The 21,017-nt window shown below is 62.9% G+C and carries 20 protein-coding genes; 11 read left to right on the top strand and 9 right to left on the bottom strand.

Annotation, left to right across the window (positions count from 1 at the left end; all coding sequences use genetic code 11):
* Positions 1 to 125 precede the first annotated feature (125 nt).
* Positions 126 to 1,166, top strand: a complete 1,041-nt coding sequence (locus ACAX43_RS22000; protein ID WP_370710532.1) for a glycosyltransferase family 2 protein — start codon at positions 126 to 128, stop codon at positions 1,164 to 1,166.
* A gap of 60 nt (positions 1,167 to 1,226) precedes the next feature.
* Here ACAX43_RS22000 and ACAX43_RS22005 read toward each other — a convergent pair whose 3' ends face one another.
* The gene (locus ACAX43_RS22005; RefSeq protein WP_370710533.1) at positions 1,227 to 2,252 is read right to left on the bottom strand and encodes a glycosyltransferase family 2 protein; all 1,026 of its coding nucleotides are present in this window, start codon (positions 2,250 to 2,252) and stop codon (positions 1,227 to 1,229) included.
* Between the two features lie 155 nt (positions 2,253 to 2,407).
* On the opposite strand from ACAX43_RS22005, the gene ACAX43_RS22010 reads away from it, so the two are divergent.
* Positions 2,408 to 3,487, top strand: coding sequence for a glycosyltransferase family 4 protein (locus tag ACAX43_RS22010; protein ID WP_370710534.1), 1,080 nt, complete (start codon positions 2,408 to 2,410; stop codon positions 3,485 to 3,487).
* On the opposite strand, the gene ACAX43_RS22015 is transcribed toward ACAX43_RS22010, so the two are convergent.
* Entirely contained in the window at positions 3,473 to 4,762 is a 1,290-nt protein-coding gene (locus ACAX43_RS22015) for an O-antigen ligase family protein (RefSeq protein WP_370710535.1), read from the bottom strand. The genes ACAX43_RS22010 and ACAX43_RS22015 overlap by 15 nt on opposite strands.
* Positions 4,763 to 5,247: 485 nt before the next feature.
* On the opposite strand from ACAX43_RS22015, the gene ACAX43_RS22020 reads away from it, so the two are divergent.
* Entirely contained in the window at positions 5,248 to 6,093 is an 846-nt protein-coding gene (locus ACAX43_RS22020) for a glycosyltransferase family 2 protein (protein ID WP_370710536.1), read from the top strand.
* A 78-nt stretch (positions 6,094 to 6,171) separates the two neighbouring features.
* On the opposite strand, the gene ACAX43_RS22025 is transcribed toward ACAX43_RS22020, so the two are convergent.
* Complete coding sequence (locus ACAX43_RS22025) at positions 6,172 to 6,492, bottom strand: hypothetical protein (protein WP_370710537.1); 321 nt, start codon at positions 6,490 to 6,492, stop codon at positions 6,172 to 6,174.
* A 280-nt stretch (positions 6,493 to 6,772) separates the two neighbouring features.
* Between ACAX43_RS22025 and ACAX43_RS22030 the strand changes: the two genes are divergently transcribed.
* The 4 genes from ACAX43_RS22030 to ACAX43_RS22045 all read left to right on the top strand — a co-directional run bounded on the left by ACAX43_RS22030 (position 6,773) and on the right by ACAX43_RS22045 (position 11,367).
* Positions 6,773 to 7,696 carry a recombination-associated protein RdgC gene (locus ACAX43_RS22030; RefSeq protein WP_370710538.1) on the top strand — a complete coding sequence of 308 codons (924 nt, stop codon included), beginning with the start codon at positions 6,773 to 6,775 and terminating at the stop codon, positions 7,694 to 7,696.
* Between the two features lie 84 nt (positions 7,697 to 7,780).
* Positions 7,781 to 9,202 carry an HdeD family acid-resistance protein gene (locus ACAX43_RS22035; RefSeq protein ID WP_370710539.1) on the top strand — a complete coding sequence of 474 codons (1,422 nt, stop codon included), beginning with the start codon at positions 7,781 to 7,783 and terminating at the stop codon, positions 9,200 to 9,202.
* 345 nt (positions 9,203 to 9,547) lie between these two features.
* Positions 9,548 to 10,447: a transglutaminase N-terminal domain-containing protein gene (locus ACAX43_RS22040; RefSeq protein WP_370710540.1), complete on the top strand. Its 900-nt coding sequence runs from the start codon at positions 9,548 to 9,550 to the stop codon at positions 10,445 to 10,447.
* A 116-nt stretch (positions 10,448 to 10,563) separates the two neighbouring features.
* Positions 10,564 to 11,367: a transglutaminase family protein gene (locus ACAX43_RS22045; RefSeq protein WP_370710541.1), complete on the top strand. Its 804-nt coding sequence runs from the start codon at positions 10,564 to 10,566 to the stop codon at positions 11,365 to 11,367.
* Positions 11,368 to 11,467: 100 nt separating this feature from the next.
* Here the strand turns inward: ACAX43_RS22045 and ACAX43_RS22050 are convergent, their stop codons facing one another.
* The 3 genes from ACAX43_RS22050 to ACAX43_RS22060 form a co-directional block, all read right to left on the bottom strand.
* Positions 11,468 to 11,941, bottom strand: coding sequence for a VOC family protein (locus ACAX43_RS22050; RefSeq protein WP_370710542.1), 474 nt, complete (start codon positions 11,939 to 11,941; stop codon positions 11,468 to 11,470).
* Between the two features lie 33 nt (positions 11,942 to 11,974).
* Positions 11,975 to 12,451, bottom strand: coding sequence for a VOC family protein (locus ACAX43_RS22055; RefSeq protein WP_370710543.1), 477 nt, complete (start codon positions 12,449 to 12,451; stop codon positions 11,975 to 11,977).
* 154 nt (positions 12,452 to 12,605) lie between these two features.
* Complete coding sequence (locus tag ACAX43_RS22060; protein ID WP_370710544.1) at positions 12,606 to 14,231, bottom strand: SH3 domain-containing protein; 1,626 nt, start codon at positions 14,229 to 14,231, stop codon at positions 12,606 to 12,608.
* 261 nt (positions 14,232 to 14,492) lie between these two features.
* Between ACAX43_RS22060 and ACAX43_RS22065 the strand changes: the two genes are divergently transcribed.
* The 3 genes from ACAX43_RS22065 (at position 14,493) to ACAX43_RS22075 (ending at position 17,664) form a co-directional block, all read left to right on the top strand.
* The gene (locus ACAX43_RS22065) at positions 14,493 to 14,915 is read left to right on the top strand and encodes a molybdopterin-binding protein (RefSeq protein WP_370710545.1); all 423 of its coding nucleotides are present in this window, start codon (positions 14,493 to 14,495) and stop codon (positions 14,913 to 14,915) included.
* A gap of 173 nt (positions 14,916 to 15,088) precedes the next feature.
* Positions 15,089 to 15,592 (top strand): GAF domain-containing protein, encoded by a 504-nt coding sequence (locus tag ACAX43_RS22070; RefSeq protein WP_370710546.1) that lies wholly within the window; start codon positions 15,089 to 15,091, stop codon positions 15,590 to 15,592.
* A 362-nt stretch (positions 15,593 to 15,954) separates the two neighbouring features.
* The gene (locus ACAX43_RS22075; RefSeq protein ID WP_370710547.1) at positions 15,955 to 17,664 is read left to right on the top strand and encodes a putative bifunctional diguanylate cyclase/phosphodiesterase; all 1,710 of its coding nucleotides are present in this window, start codon (positions 15,955 to 15,957) and stop codon (positions 17,662 to 17,664) included.
* A gap of 145 nt (positions 17,665 to 17,809) precedes the next feature.
* Here ACAX43_RS22075 and ACAX43_RS22080 read toward each other — a convergent pair whose 3' ends face one another.
* The 3 genes from ACAX43_RS22080 to ACAX43_RS22090 form a co-directional block, all read right to left on the bottom strand.
* Positions 17,810 to 18,319, bottom strand: a complete 510-nt coding sequence (locus ACAX43_RS22080; RefSeq protein ID WP_370710548.1) for a phasin family protein — start codon at positions 18,317 to 18,319, stop codon at positions 17,810 to 17,812.
* 177 nt (positions 18,320 to 18,496) lie between these two features.
* Complete coding sequence (locus ACAX43_RS22085; RefSeq protein WP_370710631.1) at positions 18,497 to 19,618, bottom strand: PHB depolymerase family esterase; 1,122 nt, start codon at positions 19,616 to 19,618, stop codon at positions 18,497 to 18,499.
* Positions 19,619 to 19,713: 95 nt separating this feature from the next.
* Positions 19,714 to 20,139, bottom strand: coding sequence for a CopG family transcriptional regulator (locus ACAX43_RS22090; protein ID WP_370710549.1), 426 nt, complete (start codon positions 20,137 to 20,139; stop codon positions 19,714 to 19,716).
* Between the two features lie 338 nt (positions 20,140 to 20,477).
* Between ACAX43_RS22090 and ACAX43_RS22095 the strand changes: the two genes are divergently transcribed.
* Complete coding sequence (locus ACAX43_RS22095; RefSeq protein ID WP_370710550.1) at positions 20,478 to 20,873, top strand: hypothetical protein; 396 nt, start codon at positions 20,478 to 20,480, stop codon at positions 20,871 to 20,873.
* Positions 20,874 to 21,017 lie beyond the last annotated feature (144 nt).

A 21,017-nucleotide genomic window follows, 5' to 3' on the forward strand; every position in this document is an offset into this window, starting at 1 on the left:
GTCGGTCTTTTTGGTCCATTTTTTGGGATAGTGTTGCGGGTTTATCTCAGTTTGTTGCGCTTTTTTTACACTAAATGCATGCTTACGGGCTGCGATCGTATTCAGCAGCGGAGATCCAATTAGCGATGCATCACGACGACCCTACCGGTAAGCGACTGATTTCCATCGCGCTTGCGACCTATAACGGCCGCACGTATCTACCCGAGCTTCTGGCTTCGCTGGAGGCGCAAAGCTGGCCGAATCTCGAGGTGGTGGTCGCCGACGACGCTTCCACCGACGGCACGCCGGAATGGGTGGCCGCCTATTCCGGCCGCGTCGAAGTCCGGCTGGTGGCGAGTGGGGAACGGGTTGGCATCGTCCGCAATTTCGAGCGCGCGCTGGCAGGCTGCCGCGGCGCTTATGTCGCGCTGGCGGATCAGGACGACGTGTGGGCGCCCGACAAGCTTACCGACCTGATGCGCGATCTGCAGTCCGTGGAAAATACTCGGGGCCGGTCCACGCCGGCGCTGGCATTCTGCGACATCGAGCTGGTTGATGCGACGCTGTGCCGTCTGTCCAAGTCTCTCTTCGATATCACGGCCAAGTCGCGCCGTGCCGGACGCCTGCGCGATTTTCTGTTGAGCAACCATGTTCCCGGCTGCGCGATGCTGGTTAACCGCGCCGCGCTTGATCGCGCGTTGCCGTTTCCCCCCGGCATCGTCATGCACGACTGGTGGCTGGCGATGGTGGTGGCGTCGTTCGGCGAGATTCGTCACGTGGCGGCGCCGCATCTGAAATATCGCCAGCACGAGAGCAACGCGGTCGGCGCGAGTGCGACCAATCTGCGGCCCGGCGCGGGCGCGCGAGACGAGTGCAAGCGCGGGGCGGCTGAGCGGCGCGGCGCCAGCAAGCGGCGCCAGATCGACGGCATCGCGGATCAGATCCAGCTATTCGCGCAGCGTTTCGGGGCTGAATTGCCGGTCGAGGCGCGCGACGATATGAACGCATTTTCGCGCGGCATCGAAAACTGGCGAGGTGCGCTCGAATTCGTGACGTTCAGCCACACCGGCGAGACTTTCCTGCGGACGATGAAGATGATGCGGCGCTTGCGCAAGAGCCTCTTGAGCTTCGGCGTCGAGGCGCAGCAGCCGTTCGGCCGTCGGCTGCGCCGGCGGCGCAGCGCGTAGCGAAGCGCGTAGCGAAGCGCGTATCGGTCCGCGTATCGGTCCGCTTATCGACGCGCAGCCTCAGCGGCCGTTTTTCCGCACGATGCGCTTGAGCCAGATTCCCGGTGCGTAGACCGCCGGACACACCACATACAGAAACATGCGAATGCGCAGCCCGCGCTTTACATTGGCGCTGCGTGTGAGCAGGCCGACGCGCTCGCCGAGGCCGCCGGCTTCGAACATCGCGTGAATGAATTGTTCGCGGGCGAGCTTGGGTGCCATCGCCGCGCGCATGCGCTCGCCCACACCGCCGATCTCGGCGTCGCGCTGCAACTGCGCGAGTTCCATCAGTCCGTAGCGGTTACTTTGGCGCATTCGCGCGATCAACTCATTGACCGACCCATAGCGGCGTTTGCGTGACAGTCCGCCGCGCCGGTAGCGCACCAGCGGCTCGCGCAGGCTCGCGGCGCCGCCGGAGAGGATGGCGCGCAACACCATGATCTGGTCTTCGGCGGCGGCGCCCGGCAGCATGGGCCCGAAGCGCTCGAACAGCCGTCGCGACCATGTGTGCGCGGCGCCGATGAGCCAGGGTCTGCCTGCGAGCCAGTCGTCGAAACTGCGATAGCGATCGAGTTCGGTCGGCGTCATCCGTTCGTGAACGTTGCCGGCTTCGTCCATGTCCGCGAGGTCGGTGGCGATCAGGTCGGGGCGGCGGTCGCGGGCGAGCCAGAATTCGACGACTCGCTCACACCGGGTCGGCGCGGACATGTCGTCGCCTGCTGCAATGAACAGCAGTTCGCCCTGAGCCATCTGCGCGAGTTGCGACAGATGCGCGCTGATGCCCTGGTTTGCCGCGTTGCGGCGCGCGATCACCCGGTGCGGTCCACTGTAGCCGGCGACCGCGGCTTCGATCGCGGCGAAGGTGGCGTCGCTGGACGCGTCGTCCGAAATGAGGATTTCGAGCGGTTCATAGGTCTGTGCGAGGGCGCTGCGCACTGCGTCGGCGATCTGCTTTTCCTGGTTGTAGGCGATCAGCAGGATCGATACCAGCGGGCGGTGTGTGTCCGACGCTGCGGAGGAAAGGGTTGTCGAGAGGCTATCGGTCATGGAATAGGGCGGGTTCGGTTCGGCTAGATTTTAATCGGTGGCGCGGGCGCTGCGTCATGTAGCGGCCCCAAGGCCATCCTTTACAATTGCCGCTGTCCTGAAAAATCAGCCCGTGCAGCCTTAAGCCGCGCGGGCGCCTTCCTGAGATCCGATCCTTGTCCGACCCGACCCGGCGTCCTGTCACCGACATCGCCCTGACCGCCCAGGCGCTGAAAAACAGCGGCGGCGCCGAACGCTACACGCGCGACGTGATTGCCGGCTTGCATCGGATGGGCCTGCGTCCAACGCTGTTCGCCCGCGAGATCGACCGCACGCTGCCCGAAGCCGCATGGATCGACCCTCAACCGCTGAATGTCCGCTGGGCGCCGCGTAAGCTTCGCAATCTGGCATTCGACTGGCGCCTCAAGCAACGGCTGAGACGGCATCGCCCGGCATGCGTCTTCTCGATCAATCACTCCACCCATGCTGACGTCGCGCTGTGCGGCGGCACGCATCCGGGATCGCTCGAAGCCGCCGGCCGCGCCGCGCGACGCAGCGATGAATGGCAGATCGAGCTGGAACGGCGCGTCTACGCGCGGGCGCGTTCGATCGTCGCCCATTCGCAATTGATGAGCCGCGAGTTGCAACGCTTCTACGGAGTGCCGGCCGAACGTATCGAGGTGCTCTATCCGCCGGTCGACACCGCACGTTTCCAGCCGCTGAACGAGGTTGAACGCGCGAAGGTGCGCCGCCAGTTCGATCTGCCCGAAGATCGCGTGATCTTTGTGTTTTCGTCGACCAGTCACGAACGCAAAGGCTATCCCTTGCTGGAAGCGTTTTTTGCGCTGACCACGCTGCCGGTGTGCCTGGTGGTGGCCGGCCGGCCGGTGCCGAAAACCAGCGACACGATTCGCTATGTCGGGTATTGCAAAGAGATTGAAAAATTGTTCGCCGCAGCCGATTTCACCGTCGTGGCATCGGCTTACGAGCCGTTTGGCCTCGTGGGGGTCGAGTCGGTGATGTGCGGCACGCCGCTCGTGATCGCCGACAACGTTGGATCGGCGGAGACCGTCATGGGGGCAGCGAAGATCGAGTTTTCACGGCAGTCGGCGGGGAGCTTCGAGCGTGCCATCCACGCCGCGGTGGAGCGCGTGCGCAGCGGCGGCGCGCGGATCGCGGCGCCGCTGCGCAGCCTCGTCTACGACCCGAGCGTCGATGCCCACGTTGCCGCGCTGTACGCGCTATTCACGCGCTGAACCCGCGTGGCCGCGCGACGCCGCCGGTTGCGCTGTACCCAATTCGCGCTTGCGCGCGTCGATCACCGCGAGAAGCGTGGCGACCAGCAGCGCAAGCAGCACCGTGACCATGATGGGCACGAGCACGTCGATCGTCAGTCCGAAAATCACCGTGCTGGTGGCGACCGCCAGTCCGGCATAGGACGCCGCGCGAATCGCCGGATCGTTCGACAGCCTGTGACGCCAGAAGTACACCGAGATACCGTAGTAGAACAGCAGCAGGCAGGCCACGCCGATCGTGCCCATTTCGGCGAGGGTCGAGAAAAAGTCGCTATGGGCGCGCTCGTTGACGATTTCGGCCTTCACTTCACCCCGCTGGGCCATCACACGCAGTTCGTTCTCCAGATGCCCCTTGCCGACGCCGTACACCGGATGATGCGAAAAGATCTGCCGCGATGCATTCCACAACTGCAAGCGCAAGCCGACCGACGTGTAGTCTTCGCCCTGCTGCATCATCGAAAAATCTTTTGTTACATCACTGAGGCGCTTCTGAACACGCTCGGTCGACAGCAGCGCCCCCACGCTGATCACGATCGCCAGGGTCGCCACCAGCAGACGCTTCTTATCTGCGAACCACTGATACTGCGAGCCGAGCAACACGACGAACACCGGTACGGCCAGCCATGCGCCGCGGGTGCCCGACAGATACGACGCATAGCCGCCCGCCACTAGCGCCAGCAACCGCAGCCCTAGCACGCGCCAGTCGCCCGGCTTGTCCCAGCCGAGCGTGAAAACCGACAGAAAACCGAGTAGCAGCGCGGTGTCGCCGAACGGAATGGCGTTCGTATAAGAATTGTTCAAACGATTCGCGTCCGTCCAGCCCCCTGCGGGTTGATCGAGGAACGCCCAGATGCCCACCGCCAGTGCGCCGGCGGCACAACCCCAGCCGATCATCCGCAGATGTCGGGACGGCAATTGCCGCAGCAGCAGGAAAACCGGCAGCGCGAGTACGAAGCGCGACAGCGCGTCGAACTGGCGTGGCAACCAGTAGCCGAACAGCAACTGTTGGACGGCGATTGCCACGACTAAAGCCAGCATGCCGATCGTGAACCAACGGTAGGTGCGCAGGCCGGCGAAATAGCCCGGCATGCGTCGATTGGCCACCGCCGCGCCGAGCGCAAACGCGAGAATCGCGAAAAAACAATAGCCCGTGCCACCGCGCCACACGAGATTGACGGCAGGCGCGAAAAACAGCAGGGCTGTGCTGAGCCAGACCAGACTGGGAGCAAAAATCATAGGGCAACAATATGTAAGAACACTACCGTTCCGGTGGTGGAGTTGTTATAGGCCGGACCCTTGGCTGTGTTTTTAAGACGGTAGGGCGAACGCAATTATAACCGTGCGCTCCCTTGCAAAATGTTTGCTGGAGCATGCGGGAAGTTGCCCGTCGGCGGAGGGCGGCAATTGCCCTCGCCGATTTCCGGAAGACCGGCGCGAAGGCGGCCGCCATGGCTTTTGAGCCGCGGTATTTGTCGTATGTGCGGGCGGCGGCGGTACAATCCCCGGCGAAACTTACAGGCGACGCGGTTTGGGCAGCCTGTCCGGGGTTAGGTCCCCGCGGCGCCCGCAGGCACTGCGCCGGCAACTCCTCGCCCACGCCGCGCCCGGATGATGTCGCCGGGACGGCGGCCATTTAATTGCATTGCACTGCACCACGGCGGATTGCCAATGCGGGGTTGAAACCGCGCTGGCGCCCGCGCCAAGCTCAACGGACCGAATCGATGTTCTCAATCATCATCCCGACCTGGAACAATCTGCCTTACCTGCGGCTCGTGATCGAAAGCCTGCGGCGTCATTCGGCGCACGCGCATCAGATCATCGTGCACGTCAACGACGGCTCGGACGGCACCTTGGCCTGGGTGCGCGACGAGGGTATCGAACACACCGCGTCGCCCGGCAATATCGGCATCTGCCATGCGGTCAATATCGCGGCGGCGCGCGCCACGCAGGACTACATCGTCTACATGAACGACGACATGTACTGCTGCCCCAGTTGGGACGACGCGCTCGTCAAGCGTCTCGCGCAGATGCCGGCCGACAATCTGTTCCTGCTGTCCGGCACGATGATCGAGCCGGTCGATTCCGGCAATCCGTGCGTCGTCGTGCAGAACTTCGGCCGCGAGGTGGAAAACTTCCGCGCCGACGAACTGGTCGCCGCCGCGCCCAGGCTCGTACGCGCAGACTGGCGCGGCGCTACATGGCCCCCTACGCTCGTGCATCGCGACTGGTGGCATAAGGTGGGCGGCTATAGTAGCGAATTGAGTCCCGGCATGAGCAGCGACAACGACTTTTCGATGAAGCTGTGGGATGCCGGTTGCCGGGTGTTCCTCGGCGTCGGCGACAGTCTGGTTTATCACTTCCAGCAGAAGAGCACTGGCAAGGTCGTCAAGAATGATGGGCGCCGCCAGTTCCTGAACAAGTGGGGCATGACCCAAGCCACCTTCGATCGCTATTTCCTGCGGCGCGGCACGCCGGTGGAAGGAGGTCAGGCGGTCAGCGAACCCGAGCGGACCGGCCGCTTGCGCCGCGCGCTGCTTAAGTCGCGCATCAAGCGCGCATTCAGCTGAAGACGTGCGCGCTTGCGCTGTCTTCTGCATGTGTAGCGGCGCAATCCGGCAGCAACCTCGTGCGAGCCGACGCGTGCGTTAGACGCCGCCCGTCACCAGTGGCAGCACCGTCAGATCCGGGTGTGTGCCTTCGACAATGCTGCGCCCCACGTGCACCCCTTCGTAAAGCGCTTCGTCCTTGCCGCCGAAGCTCTCTTCGCCGTCCGCATGGAACGGCACCGCATGCCCGGGAATAGACGGATCGGCGCCCGGATGGCACACGTAACCGACATACGTGTAGCGGTTATCAGGTACGGCTGACGGGTGTGCTTCGTCGGGCGGGTTCTTGGGAAACGGCGCCACGTGAATCTCGAAACCCTCGTACTCCACCATCTGCCAGGGTGCGGTTTCATCGGCCATGGCCGCCTCCGTGTTTGTCGCGCGCCTTTAAAAAAAGTCTAGGTGATAAAGGTAACGCGCGCTCAGAGACTGAGAGTCCGCATGATTGCGCGCTCTTTCATTCTTCGGCTAACGGTCGTGTTTGACAATCGGACTGTCGTTGAAACGATTTTCGCGTTCTACTTGAAAATGCCCCGGGGTGACGACCACTTTGTCGACACGAGCGCCGGTACGCTCCCGAGCGCGTCCTGTTCGCCGTCATATAGAATGTTGCGCTCTGCCTCCGTACAAAACCCTGCCCATGTGGTTCAAAAACCTTCAGCTGCACCGTCTTCCCGCTCCGTGGTCCGTCACCCCTGAACAAATGGAGAAATGGCTCGCGCCGCAGGCGTTCGCGCCCGGCAACAGCGTCGAGATGCAAAGCCACGGCTGGGCGTCGCCGCGCGACAACGACGCGCTGGTGTATGCGCTCAATGGCCAGATGCTGCTGGTGTTTCGCACCGAAAAGAAACTGCTGCCGGCTTCGGTCGTCACGCAAGTGACCAAGGCACGTGCGCTCGAACTCGAAGAGCAGCAAGGCTTCAAACCCGGCCGCAAGCAGATGCGCGAGCTCAAGGAGCAGGTCACCGACGAACTGCTGCCGCGCGCCTTCAGCATTCGCCGCGACACGCGGGTGTGGATCGATAGCAGGAACGGCTGGCTCGTGATCGATGCGGGCTCGCAAGCGGTCGCCGACGAAGTGCGCGGTCTGCTGGTGAAGTCGATCGATCAACTGCCGCTCGGCACCGTGCGCGTCACGCAATCGCCGGTCGCGGCCATGACGGAATGGCTGCTCGCCGGTGACGGCCCCGCCGGGTTCACGCTCGACCAGGACACCGAATTGCGCTCGCCCGCCGAAGGCAATGCGACGGTGCGCTACGTCGGCCATACTTTGGATGCCGAAGATATGCGCCGTCATATCGAAGCCGGCAAGCAATGCATGCGGCTCGCGATGACGTGGAACGACCGCGTGTCGTTCGTGCTGACACCGTCGCTGACGATCAAGCGCATCGCGCCGCTCGACATCCTCAAGGAAGCGAGCGATCCCACCGCGCAGAACGACGACGAGCGCTTCGACTCCGACGTCACCTTGATGACCGCCGAACTCGACCGCATGCTGACCGATCTGCTCGACGCCCTGGGCGGCGAGCACGGCGAGGCGATGCCGCAAGCCGCGGCGGCCTGAGCCGCGTTGAACCGTTGCGCGCGGCCGCCGTGAATGTGTATAAGATTGCGATCGGAAAGGCGCGTCAATCACGGAGGGCTGGCGATGGTTCGACTGGTCATGATCCTGCTAGGCGTCGATTACCTGCGCACGCGCTGGCGATCGTTGCAGTTGATCGGCTGGGCGAGCCTTCTTCTCGGCGTGGTGGTGTTCATCGATGCGCTCGACGGCGCGCTCTATTTCCCGATCACACCGTTTGCATGGTTGCTGCTGCTCGAAGGGCTCGCCACGCTGGCCGTCGCATGGACCGGCATGGGCGGGCAACGTACGCTGCGCTATGCGAAGGGCATCGCATTCAGTTTTGCGGCTGCACTGATTCTCGTCGGCCATCATCACGGCAACTTCATTCTGTCGATGATCTTCGGCACGCTCTTTCTGGCCGACGGTCTGCTGCAGATCGTCTCGGCGAAGGTCGTCCGATATCGGACGTGGCGGCTCGCCATGATCGGCGGCGGCGTGGAAATCGCGCTGGCGATTTTCTTCTATCAGCCGTATCCGACGCACTATGTGGGCACCGTGCCGTACTGTCTTGGCCTCGGCCTGATGTTCGGTGGCTGGAACATGATTTTGCTGAGTACGCGCGTGCGGCGCCTTGCGTCGAATCCCGCGGTTGCTTCGGATGATGCAACGGCCGATGCAGCCCGCTCTGCTGCAAGCGCTGCGGCCGCAGGCCGGCGTGGCATGGCCGAATGGGATGGCCCACCCACCGCTGACGAAGCCGCGTTGACCGTCCACGTGTGGACGCCGGTCGGTTCCTCCAGGGGCGAGGCGCGAAGGCAGTTGATCGTCGATCGCTATATCGCGGCGGTGGATCGCAACGGCGTGATTTCGACCGGGCATGCCGCGCTCGAATCACCTGAGGGTATCTATATCAGCTTGTATCCGGGCGTCGAGATTGATCGTTCGCCTGAGGATTTCGCGCGGCTCCTGCGTGCGACGCGCGAGAACGACGTGCCCGGTCTGTTTCAACCCGATTACCGGACCGAGTCCAAGGCGTGGTGTCCGTCCACGGTTCAGGTGCGCATTCGCAACTACGATCCGGCGCGTCTGCGCCGCTTCTGGGACACCTATCGTCAGGACACGACCTACAACCTGACGCACCGCAATTGTTCGAGCAGCGTATCGCGAGCACTGGAAGCGGCGATCGAAGGCGCGTCGGCACGTGTCTGGGGGAGCCTCGGCGGCTGGCGGCCGTTTTTGCGTGTGATTACGACACCGGAATTGTGGGTGGCCGCGCAACTGCGCAAACGCGCCGCGACGATGGCGTGGACGCCGGGCCTCACGCTCGACTATGCCCGCGCGCTCAGCATGCTGGCCGACCCGCGTCCGTCGGGCTGGGTGAAGATGGCGCGTCTCGCCGTGCGCAGGATGGTCCGTTCGCGGCATCAATGGCGCGAAGAAGCTCGCGGCGCGCCGGCCGCGCAGAAAGCCAGACGTGGCCACGCGGCGGGCGCAGTGCGCGATTGATGTGCGTGCCGGACGGCCTGCCCAACTTTGACGTCACGGTAAAAACAGCCGACGTATCAAGCGCTTGCAGATTTTGCCGGATGGTTATGCACAGATTTGCGAACAGATTCTGTTGATAACTTCCGCGTGTGCGGCGGCGCGCCCAAATGAGTGATTTAAACCAATATGGTGGGTGTATGCTGAATGCGAAAGCTGCTCGTTGAGCGCACTCGACCACGCCGAACCTGGGGTGTGGCTCATTCAGGATCAAACCGTGCCGGGCGCTCAGCGCCTGCCGCGGCAGCGGTTTTACCAGCGTGAATGTGATGCTCAGGACGAACCCAGTTGCATTCATCGGCCTGTCACATGACTGAGCCTCAGCGTTTCACGGTGCGTCACGTCAGTGTCTACCGGTACTCGGAACCCGTGCGGTTCGGCGAACACCGGATGATGTTCCGCCCGCGCGCGAGCCACGACTTGCGCCTCGTCACGAACCAGTTGGTGATTACGCCAACCCCGTCGCGGCTGCACTGGCTGCACGACGTGTTCGACAACTCCGTGGCGGTCGCGAGTTTCGCGGGCAAGGCGAGCGAATTGCGCTTCGACAGTGAAGCGACGCTCGAACACTTCGAAACGCCCATGCCCGACTATGCGCTCGAGCCGTACGCGGTGAACTGGCCGTTCGCGTACACCAACGAGGAAGCCTCTGATCTCGTGAATGCGCGCAGCCGCCAGTATCCCGACAGCGACGTGGACGAGTGGGCGCGGCGCTTCGTTCCTATGCCGGGCAGCAGCGGCGCGAGCGGCAAGAACGGCACCGGCGGCACGATGGCGCTGCTGCGTGCGATGACGCTCGAAATCAAGAACGCGTTTTTCTATGTGCGCCGCACGGAGAAAGGCGTGAACCGTCCAGGCGACACCTTGCGCAATCGCAGCGGCAGTTGCCGCGATTTTGCGGTGCTGATGATGGACGCGGTGCGCTCGCTCGGCCTCGCGGCGCGTTTCGTAAGCGGTTATCTGTTCGTGCCCGAGCACGACGCAGCGCAAGGCGGCGGCGCGACGCATGCGTGGCTGCAGATTTATTTGCCGGGCGCCGGTTGGGTCGATTTCGATCCGACCAATAGCATAGTCGGCAATCGCCATCTGATTCGAGTCGCGGTGGCGTGGAACTACTACCAGGCGTTGCCGTTGTGGGGCACATGGCATGGCGCGCCGCATTCGTTTCGCGGCTTGCAGGTCGATGTGAGCGTGACCGAAGGTAAGTGACGGCGCAGGCCGGGTAGGGTGGACTGATGCCAATCGAACGTGTTAGCCGGGAGCGTCAACTCAGGGTGCTCACCGTGCGCGTCAAGTGAACGTTTCAACTGGAAGAGGGCGCCGCGATGAAATTGCGCGTTGGCTACGAGCTGGTCTATGAGTGCGTGCAACCGACGCCGATGATGTTGATGTTGAACACGCACTACTCGCACGCGAAGGAAGTGCTGAGTGCGGATTTGCTGGCGGTCGATCCGCCCGTGCCGATCCGCCAGTATCGCGACGGCTTCGGCAATCTATGCAGCCGGATCGTGGCGCCGCAGGGACTGATTGCGTTGTCGACGAGCGCCGTGCTCGAGGTGTCGTCCGAGCCGGAGAAACGGCCGCCGTTTACCGAGCAGCATCCGGTGGAGGCGTTGCCTGACGATACGCTGGTGTTTCTGCTGGGCAGCCGCTATTGCGAAACGGATTTGCTATCCGAATTCGCGTGGCAGACATTCGGCCAGATGCCGCTCGGGCGCGGGCGGGTGGATGCGATTTGCGATTATGTGCACGAGCACATTGGGTTTGGCTACGACTTCGCGCGGTCGACCAAGACTGCATGGCAGGCGTGGCAGGAGAGAAAGGGCGTGTGCCGCGATTTTGCGCATCTGGCCGTGACGCTATGCCGGGCGATGAATATACCGGCGCGGTATTGCACGGGGTACATCAGCGATGTCGGCACGCCGCCGCCGTATGCGACGATGGATTTTGCCGCGTGGTTCGAAGCGTATGTTGGAGGCTGCTGGCAAACATTCGATCCGCGGAATAACGTGCCCCGTACCGGGCGGGTTTTGATGGCGCGTGGCAGAGATGCCGCCGATGTCGCGATCAGCAATGCGTTCGGGTCGACGCAGTTACTGAAGTTCGACGTTGTCTGTGAGGCGATATAGGTTTTCGACAGATCGCGGTCCGCGGGTTTCGGCGAGGCCCCGCTAAGGCCCGGGCAGAAGCGCTTTATCCTTCGTGCGTTAGCGGGCGCCCATTCGCCCATTACCCGCCCCGATAGGCCTGTTCGAGCAACGCGATATCCAGCTTGACCATTTTCATCAGGGCTTGCATCACGCGGCTTGCTTTCGCGGCATCCGGGTCGCGCAGCATCGGGTCGAGTACGTCGGGCACGATCTGCCACGAAACGCCGTACTTGTCCTGAATCCAGCCGCATTGCTGCGGCGTGCCGCCGTCGGAGAGCTTCGCCCAATAGCCGTCGATCTCCTGTTGCGAGCCGCAGTGCACGAATAGCGAAATAGCCGGCGAGAAGGTGAACTCCGGGCCGCCGTTCAGGGCGATGAACGCCTGGCCTTCGAGTTCGAACGTAACGGCGAGCACGCTGCCCTTCGGCCTGGGGCCCGCGTCCGTGTAATGCATCGTGGTGGCGATGCGCGAATCGTTGAAGACGCCCGTGTAGAAGTGGGCGGCTTCTTCCGCGTTACCGTCGAACCACAGGCACGGCGCGATCTTTTGCATACGACCTCCTCGTTCCTGGCTAGGGTATGCGGCTTATTGCTGGCCGCACTCCATATCTTGCATGCCTTGCTGAATCTGCTCCGGGCTCAGATCGCGCGTGTGCGTGGCGAGCGACCAGCTATGGCCGAACGGGTCCTTCAGCCGGCCGTAGCGGTCGCCCCAGAACATCTCGGCGATGGGTATGGCGACGGTCGCGCCCGCTTCGACAGCCTGCTTGAAACTGGCGTCCACATCTTCCACGTAGTGATGAATCGTGACCGGGGTGCCTTTCAGCGAGTTCGGGCCCAATGCATTGTGATCGGGCCATTCGTCGGTCAGCATCAGCATGGAGTCGCCGATCTTGAGGCAGGCGTGCATGACTTTGCCTCCCGGCCCGGGCAGGCGGAATTGCTCGACGGCGTTGAAAGCCTTGGTGTAGAACGCGATGGCGTCCGCGGCGTTGGCGCAGACCAGATACGGGGTGAGCGAGTGCATCCCGTCCGGGATCGGTTTGACAGCGGGGCTGGACATGACGGCGACTCCTTGAAGTAACAGGTTCGTGAGTTGAAAGACCGACTGCGTGAGTCAGTCCTTCAACCTTACGACGAGTGCATCACCGTTGAATCGACACTCCGGAAAAAATATTTTTTAGCACGAGTGTGCGGGGTGCGGCTGCCGTGCAAGTTCAACCAGCCGGGTTGTCGTCGTCCGGCGGGGGGGCCGGCGTGGACGGCGTCGCTGCGCCGCCGACCGGCGCGCCGAGGATGCTGATCTGGAACGTCGAGGTCGCCGCCAGCGATTGCAACGTCGCGTCTTCCGGGATGTGTTCGAACAGCGGCAGGATCACCGAGCCGCCGATCACCGCGCGCCGGCTATTGTCGGCTGGCCGCAAGCCCCACACGTCCTGGTAGACGACCGGGACCGCGACGCCGTTGCGGGTCGTGTTGCCGATGTACAGCATCACATGTCCGCCGATGTAGATCAGCGTGCGCAACGGTTCACCATGCTGGGCGAGGTAGTCGAGCCGTTGTGCCGGCGTCGATGCGGACAGATCGAACATGCGCCCGGCGCTCATTTGAGTCGACGAATGGCGCGGCAGCCACACGCCGAACGCCGCGAAGATGCTTTGCAGTTCCGACGAACAGTCGTTGTAGAGGCCACTATTGCCCCAGCCGTACGGCCGCCCGATCAATGTTTTCATCAGCATCGCCAGATGACGCGGAGTGGCGGCGAGCGGCACGGGGGCGATCTGCGCATCACTGAGTTGGGCGCTGCGGATGAGCGCGTGGCCGTCCACATCGCGGGCCGGGACGAGGAGTTTGCGAGAGGCAGGTGCGTGGGCGGCTTCGCCTGCTTCGCTCGCTGTTGTGTTCGTTCTTGCGGCCGGGGTGGCGTTTTCCGGGGCGAGCGGCAGCAGCGTGCCGGCCGGCGCGTCGAAGCGGAATACGCCGCGGCTGTCGCGCACCGGCGCCGAAGCCACCGTCACCGCGCCCAGCGACTTCGCGGTGGCGGCGCGCCACGTGCCGACGAAGGCGTCGTCGGTCCGGCCGACACCATCGCTGCGCACCCAGCCTTGCACGTCGGGCGTCTGCACATAGCGCCAGGCGCCGTCGACACTGCTGCCCAGCACATACAGCGGCGTGCCCGGACGGACCGCCGTGATTTGCAGGTTGTCGAACGGATAGCCTTCGCCCGCCAGATGAGGGTCGTAGAACGACGGGTCGATGGTCGGCAGTTCGCGCACCATCAGATTGCTCGTGGCGATCGCGCGGCGTTCGGGCGTGTACGCGGGCGCCTGCGTGAACTGGCCGACGTTCATGTTTTGGGCGATCGCGTCGATCCACGCCTTGTCGTGCGGGCGGAAATTCTCGCCGTAGCCGATTGCCGCGCCGCTCTTGCCGGTGTTGTCGAACTTGACGATGCGGCGCTGCTGCAACGCGGCAATGTCCGCGCCTTGCTGGCGATAGACGCGCATCGTCACGTAAGCGGAATTCCATGGCGACGGCGCGGCCGTGCCAGTGCCGAAGTAGCGCGCGTAGAGCGCTTTGAACTGCGCCTGCTGGTCGGCAGGGCTCAGGAACGGCTGGTCGTAGCCGGGGCTGTCGGGCTCGAGCCAGTGATCCACGTTCTGGTCGTAATTGGCGATCGGAAACAGCCCGACCGTGTCGACACTCGCGTGTGCATCGCGTGTTGGCGACGGATTGCTGCAAGCGGCGATCGTGGTCGCGGCAGCGAGGGCGGCGCATAGCGCGGCGGCGCGGCGAGCGTACGGCAATCTAACGGCAAGGCGGGACAGGACGGCGACAGGCATAGGGTTCGACGGTGATGGTCCAAGGGCAAGATGATACGGTGTCGCGCGAGGAGTCGGGCGGGAGCGCTTCGCGTTGTCCCTTCGCTTCGTTATGAACGCCTATACGCCATGCTTAGGTGTTTCATTGGAGCGCGGATAGTCAATAGCGGCCGCGCCATACCGCACCTCACGCGTAAACGGCCGCCTGCCCCGAGCGTTTCGTTACACTCGACACATCGCCTCGAATTGTCTTTCACGAGGCTCCATCACCAGGAGATCAACATGCAAACCAGCGCACGCAATCAATTCGCCGGCGAAGTGGCCGAAGTCAAACACGGTGCCGTGAACGACGAAGTCACGCTGCGCACCCAGGACGGTCTTGAGATCGTCGCGATCATCACGCACGGCAGCGCGACGTCGCTCGGCCTCGCGGCCGGTAAGAGGGCGTTCGCGCTGGTCAAAGCTTCGTCGGTGATCGTGATGGTCGACGTGACGAAGAGCCAGGTGTCGGCTCGCAATTGCATCGCCGGTACGGTGTCCGCGATGACCAAGGGTGCGGTGAATTCGGAAGTGACCATTAGCGCGGGTGGCGCGCAGATCGCCGCAATCATTACCAACGAAAGCGCGGACCGCCTCGGCCTCGCTAACGGTAAAGCGGCGACGGCGATCTTCAAGGCATCGAGCGTGATCATCGGCGTCGAATAAGCATCGACACATGGTGTTGTCCGCACACTGAACGGCCGGATAAAGTTATCAGGCCGGCGGATCGGACGGAAAGAGGCGGCATGCGCGGCGGCGCGTGCCGTGAAGGACGCAGCGGCTTGCTTTACACTTCACGCTTCGCTGTTCCTCTTTCCGCTTTCATCACGGACGCCGTCATGTTCGAAGTCTCCTCCGCCTCGCATCTCCCCAAAGCCGCGCAATACGAAGAACTGGTCGCCCAGGCGCGCTCGCTGCTCGCCGACGAAACCGACTGGATCGCCAACGCCGCGAATTTCTCCGCGTTCGTGTTCCATTCGCTGAGCGATCTCAACTGGGCCGGCTTTTATTTCCATGACGGCCGCGAACTGGTCGTCGGACCGTTCCAGGGCAAGCCTGCCTGCGTGCGTATCGCGCTCGGTAAAGGCGTGTGCGGCACGGCTGCACAAAGCCGTCAAACACAGGTAGTGCGCGACGTGCGTGAATTCTCCGGTCATATCGCTTGCGATTCGGCATCGCTGTCGGAAATCGTCGTGCCGCTCGTGGCACCGGACGGCACGCTGATCGGCGTGTGGGATGTTGATAGCCCGGTCGTCGCGCGCTTCGACGAAGAAGACGCGAAGGGCATGGAGGCGCTGTGCGCGGTGTTCATCGAAGCGGCGTTGCCGCGCGCATCGGCGTAGTAAGAAAGGCTGATCAACCGGTGCGGGGGCACCCTATGCACTTTCGACAGCCACGACTGGGACATTCTCAGCGCTATTGTTGTCGATAACGCGTTGCTCGGCTATAGCGAACGCTTCATGATGTGCGCGATGACAGGCGTATTGCCGCGGGCAGTGGGGAATACACCAAGGAAAACGATTGCCTCGAAGAATGCGCGGCCGGCACGGTGGACCCCGCCGTGAAAGTCGCTATCATACGCACGGCTATCCGGCTGATCGGGCCGCTCCCGTCGGCCTGGCCGGTTGCACCGTACGCGCCAGGAACACGCTCATGCGCTTTCCTCATTTGCTTTCAATACCCAGGAAACTCAAAGGCCGGCGCGATGCAAGATCACCACTACGCCGAATCGCGCACACGCAACGCCGCGCTCGCGGCCGCGCCATACGGCATGTTCATCTGCACACCCAACGGTACGTTCGACTCCGTCAACGCTGCTTTCGAAAAACTGACTGGTTTTGCAGCCGAAGAACTGATCGGCCGGCGCACCTTTGAGTCCTTGCACGACCCGGCGGAACTCGCGAGGCGTCGCGCCGAATTGCCGCTGCTAATGGCGGTTAACTCGCGCTATGAAAGCGAATGGACTTATGTGCGGCGCAACGGCACGTCAATTCGCGTGCTGTTTGCGCTGGCGCCGCTCGTTGCTGAAGCGGCGGATGCCGGCGGCGTGACGACGAGACCCATGCGTTATGTCGGCATCGCCATCGACATGACGCGCTACGTGCAATCCGAGGCGCGTCTGTGGTACGTCGCGCATCACGACGGCGTGACCCGCCTGCCCAATCAGACGCTTTTCACCGAACGCCTCGAACTGACGATCGCGCGGTGTCAGCGCAGCGGCAGCGGTTTTACGGTGCTGATCGCCGAACTCGATCATTTACGCAAACTGCGCGACGCGCTCGGCTTGCATGCGGCCGAACTCGTATTGCAGATTGTCGGCGAACGGCTGCGCGGGCTCTTCCCCAACGACGGTACGATCGCCTCGATCGGCGGCACACAATTCGCGCTGCTGATCAACGAAACCGGCGCGGCGGCCGATGCTTTCGCTGCGGAAGCCTTGGGCCGCATCGCCGAATCGATCGACTACGCGGCGACCAAGCTGAACATCACCACAAGCATCGGCATCGTCGCCTATCCGGCCGACGGCGGCGACGCGCCGACGCTGATGCGCCGCGCGGGCGTGGCGTTGTCGGCGGCTTCGGCGGTGAGCGGCAATGCGGTGCGGCGCTTTTCCGCCGTGCTCGAAGGGCAGGCGGCGCGTCGCTTCGAACTGGAGGCGATGCTGCGCGAAGCGCTCGAACGTCAGCAATTGCATCTCGTGTATCAGCCGCAAGTGACGCTTTCCAACGGCCGCGTTGCGCAAGTGGAGGCGTTGCTGCGCTGGAATCATCCGCAGCGTGGTTTGATCAGTCCGGTCGAGTTCGTGCCGGTCGCGGAGGAATCGGGCCTGATCGAAGAGATCGGCGAGTGGGTGATCCGGACTGCGTGCCGCGACGCCGGCAAATTGCTGCGGCTTACGGGCACCTTGCCGAGGGTAGCGGTGAACGTGTCGCCGCAGCAGTTCCAGCGGCACAACCTGTTCGAGACGATCCGCGAGGCGCTTGAAGATGCCGCGCTCGACCCGTCTTACCTTGAAGTGGAAATCACCGAAGGCGTGCTGCTGGGCGACACCGAGCAGGCGTTGCAGACGCTGCATGCACTGCGCGAATTAGGCGTTGAAGTGGCGGTGGACGACTTCGGCACCGGCTATTCGAGTCTCGCTTATCTAACCCGTTTTCCGCTGAACCGCCTGAAAATCGATCGCTCGTTTGTGATGCGCATGAGTACCGATCCGCAATGCGCGGCGCTCGTCGGTGCCATCATCGCGATGGCCCATGCGTTGAAGTTGCGCGTGACGGCGGAAGGCGTCGAGACGGCCGAACAGGCCTCTCAACTGGAAGCGCTCGGCTGCGATGAAGCACAAGGATTCTGGTTCTCGCGGCCCATCACCGTCGCGGAGCTGCGCAATTTGCTCAAGCCTTCAGGCACCGGTTGACGCTTCGTTGCTGGCAGATGCCGGCGCTAACCCGTGCCGCAAACCGTGCTCGATGCCGCCGGTGCAAAACACGTGTTGCTTCGCTAGATGGAAAAGAGAAAAGGGCCGATTGGCCCTTTTCTTTAGTCGCGGTGTTGCTTGAGACTCAGCGTGCGGCGTCAGCCGCGGTGGCGATAGCCGTGCCGGTCATGTTTGATGTGCGCTTGATGCTGTCCTGCACGACATTGCCGGAATGAATCATCGAAGCCATCACGGATTGCATCGCGCCGAATGCGCTATCCGAGTTGAACGGCATGGTCTGGCCAAAGCCTGAACCAAACTGCGCCATGCTCGCGCCAAACTCTTCCCGCAGTGCTTCGCCAGCCTTGTTCAATGCTGCGTTGAATTGCGCATCGATTTCCTTGACGTGCTGCGCGTACGACAAAGTACGTTCCATCAGCTGCTGCGGCATATCGGACGCGCCGCCAAACGGCGCGACGTTGAACTGGCCGGCCGACAATGCGTTCTTGCTTTCGGTGACGGTTGCCTTCAGTGCCGCGAGGTTGAGCTCGCCGAGTTTTTGCAGACAGGCCAGCCCGTCAAGTTGCAGGTTGGTGAAGATGTTGAAAGTGCGCTGGCCGAAGGCGGCGTTGTGTTCGATCGCGGGGCTATTCATGGTGATCTCCAAAGTGACCCGATACAGGCGTCCAAAGGATTTCGGAGGCGAGGTCTCAGGCGAGACGGCAGGTCGACGCGGCGCAGTGTTTTTGCTGCGCTGCAACATGAGCCACTCTATACCTTTGCGGCAGGATGTACAGCGTTTTCGTCAAGATGATTCATCAGTCGAAAGCGCTCAGCGTGTATTCGCCGTACGCGGATGGGCGAGGAAGAAGCGCAGCATTTCGGCTGCCGCGTCGGGGCCGGATGGGTCGGTGTATGTGCCGCGCTGACTGCCGCCCGCCCATGCGTGGCCCGCGCCGTGAATCGACCAGTATTCCGCTTCAACGCCATTCGCCGCGACGAGCCGTTGCACCGTACAGCCACGCTGGCCGCTTGCCGTGCTTGCTGCATGCGAGGGCACGCTGACTGTCGGGGTGCCGGCGTCGAAGGCCGCCACAAGCTCGCTGGCGTTCGACGGATGCACGGTCGTATCCGCATCGCCATGAAACACAATGAGCGGGCGTTGCGGTTCGATGCGTGAGCGGTTGCGACGCGCCTTGCCGCCCTTCATCGCGGCGAGCGCCGAAGGCAAATCCTTCGCGCAGCCGTAGGCGAGCCCCGAATGGACGCAGGCTGCCGCGTACAGGTCGGGCGAGGTCTTGAGCATGATATCCGCCATTGCACCGCCGGCCGACAGGCCGGCCACATACACGCGGGCCGGATCGACGCGATAGCGCGCAATGACCTCCCGCGTGATGCCTGCGATCAACGACGGTTCGCCGTGGTCGCGCTGCTGGTCGGCAGGCTTGAACCAGTTCCAGCATTTCGAGTGATTGGCCGCTTGCGGCTGATTCGGATACGCGACGATGAAGCCGTGACGCTCGGCCATTTCATTCATGCGTGTGCCGGCCGCGAAGTCGTCGGCGTTTTGCGTGCAGCCGTGCAGCATTACGATCAGTGGCAACGGTTCGCTCTTGTAGACGGCTGGTACGTATAGCTTGTATTGTCGTTGGCCCGCGCTGTTGCTGAAGGTGTGAGTGCTGAAGGTGCCGGGTGTGTCGGCGTCGAAGGTGCGTTCGGCAGGGGCGTGCGTTTGCGCTCGTGCGTGCGCTTGGCCCTGTGTTTGCGCGTGACGCCAGGCTTGCGCCCAGTCGTTGGCGCTCTGCGATGCTTGAGGTGCTGGCGCATGGCCTGCGTTGGCCGTGCCGCCCGCGAGCGCGCGCTGAACTGCGGCAGTCGCTTCATTCGGGCCCTTCGTGCGCAGCAGCTCGAAAGCTTCTTTCATCGACTTCAGGAAATCTTCGTTCATCTTCATGATCGTAGTAGTTTGCGTGGGTTTGCGTTGGGCGGGGCTGCGTGAGGTGATGAGCTTCACCGGTTCAACGACCGGATCAAGCACACCAGGTGCACCTAGCTGATGCGGCCGGCGAGTGCCGCCTTGACCGCGGGTGACGCGTGAAACGCGCCGAGCACCACCACCGACGCGATCGTGGCCGCCGCGAGTTCCGGCGGCACATCGGCTGCGATGCTGGCGAGGCCGAGCACTTGAATATCCAGTCGTTCGTTCGCGGCTTGGGCGGCTTCAAGGTCCTGCTTCGAGAAGTGCTGCAAGCCGAGTACCAGCGCGCGCCGGGTCACCGTTTCCGTGACGACCTGCGCGTGTACCGCGAGCTGGTTGCGAATCGCGGTGCGAATCAGGTCGGTGCGGTTCGAGTAAAAGCCCTCTTCGACGAGTAAGTCGATCTGGCCCAAGTCGATCGGGCCGAGGTTGATGGTGATTTTTTCGGTCTCGCCGCCTTTGGGGCGGGAGGTGTCGATGAGTTTGAGGTTGGCCATTTCTATCCCGTTTGGCATCCGTATGCCATCCAAATAACATCCAATGGGATGGTTATACGCTTTCGATGGGAACACCGTCAACGGGGAAATTGAGGGCCGGTAGAGGTTTTGGGCGCGGTGGCCGGTTGACGATGACGCTCACGGCTCTCCCGGCGACGATTGCCGTTTGGGCAGCGAGAGCGCGAGGTTGGGTTGAAATTGGGCACCTTAGCGACGTGCGCTGGGCGTTTCACGGAGGCTGGCAGAGAGTAGCGAGCGAAACCCAGTCGCATTCGGACGGCCCGCGCGGGATGCCTTTACAATCCTGCGCTCAGATCCGTAAAACGGGGAACCGCGCCATGAAGCACATCATCGCATCGTCACTTGTCGCAGCCATTGCCGCCACGAGCGCGTACGCTACGGCCGAAACGTCAACCAGCAATGAGACGCCAAAGCAGCAGTGCGCTATTGCGTATGTGACAGGTATCGGCGGGTCGGCTCAAAGCGTTCGCGAATACATGGCGAGCGCGAGCAAATATCGCTACCTGGCCGACAATCCGATTCAGTGCAAGCTCTCCGACGAGGGCCGCGCGTCTGGCTGCGTCGGCCTAACAAGCCTGCGGCACGAGCGAGTGAGCGTGTACGACGACACCGACGACACGACAACGACCGTGGTTGCGCGCGTGGAACTCGACAATGGGACGTACCCGGTGATTGTCGTTGTGCCTAAGGAGAGTGTGCAGTGCGAGGAGTGAATGCCCGGAGCGCGCGCGGCGATCGCGGCCGTTCAGTACACGCACGCACGCTTGTTTCCGAGATATAGGCCAAGCGTCAACTTCCGGGGCTCTTCGGTCCGATCGCTATGGGGTCCAGATATCAGTCGTGGAAGTGGTTCCATT

Source organism: Paraburkholderia sp. IW21, from assembly GCF_041321145.1.
GTDB lineage: Bacteria > Pseudomonadota > Gammaproteobacteria > Burkholderiales > Burkholderiaceae > Paraburkholderia.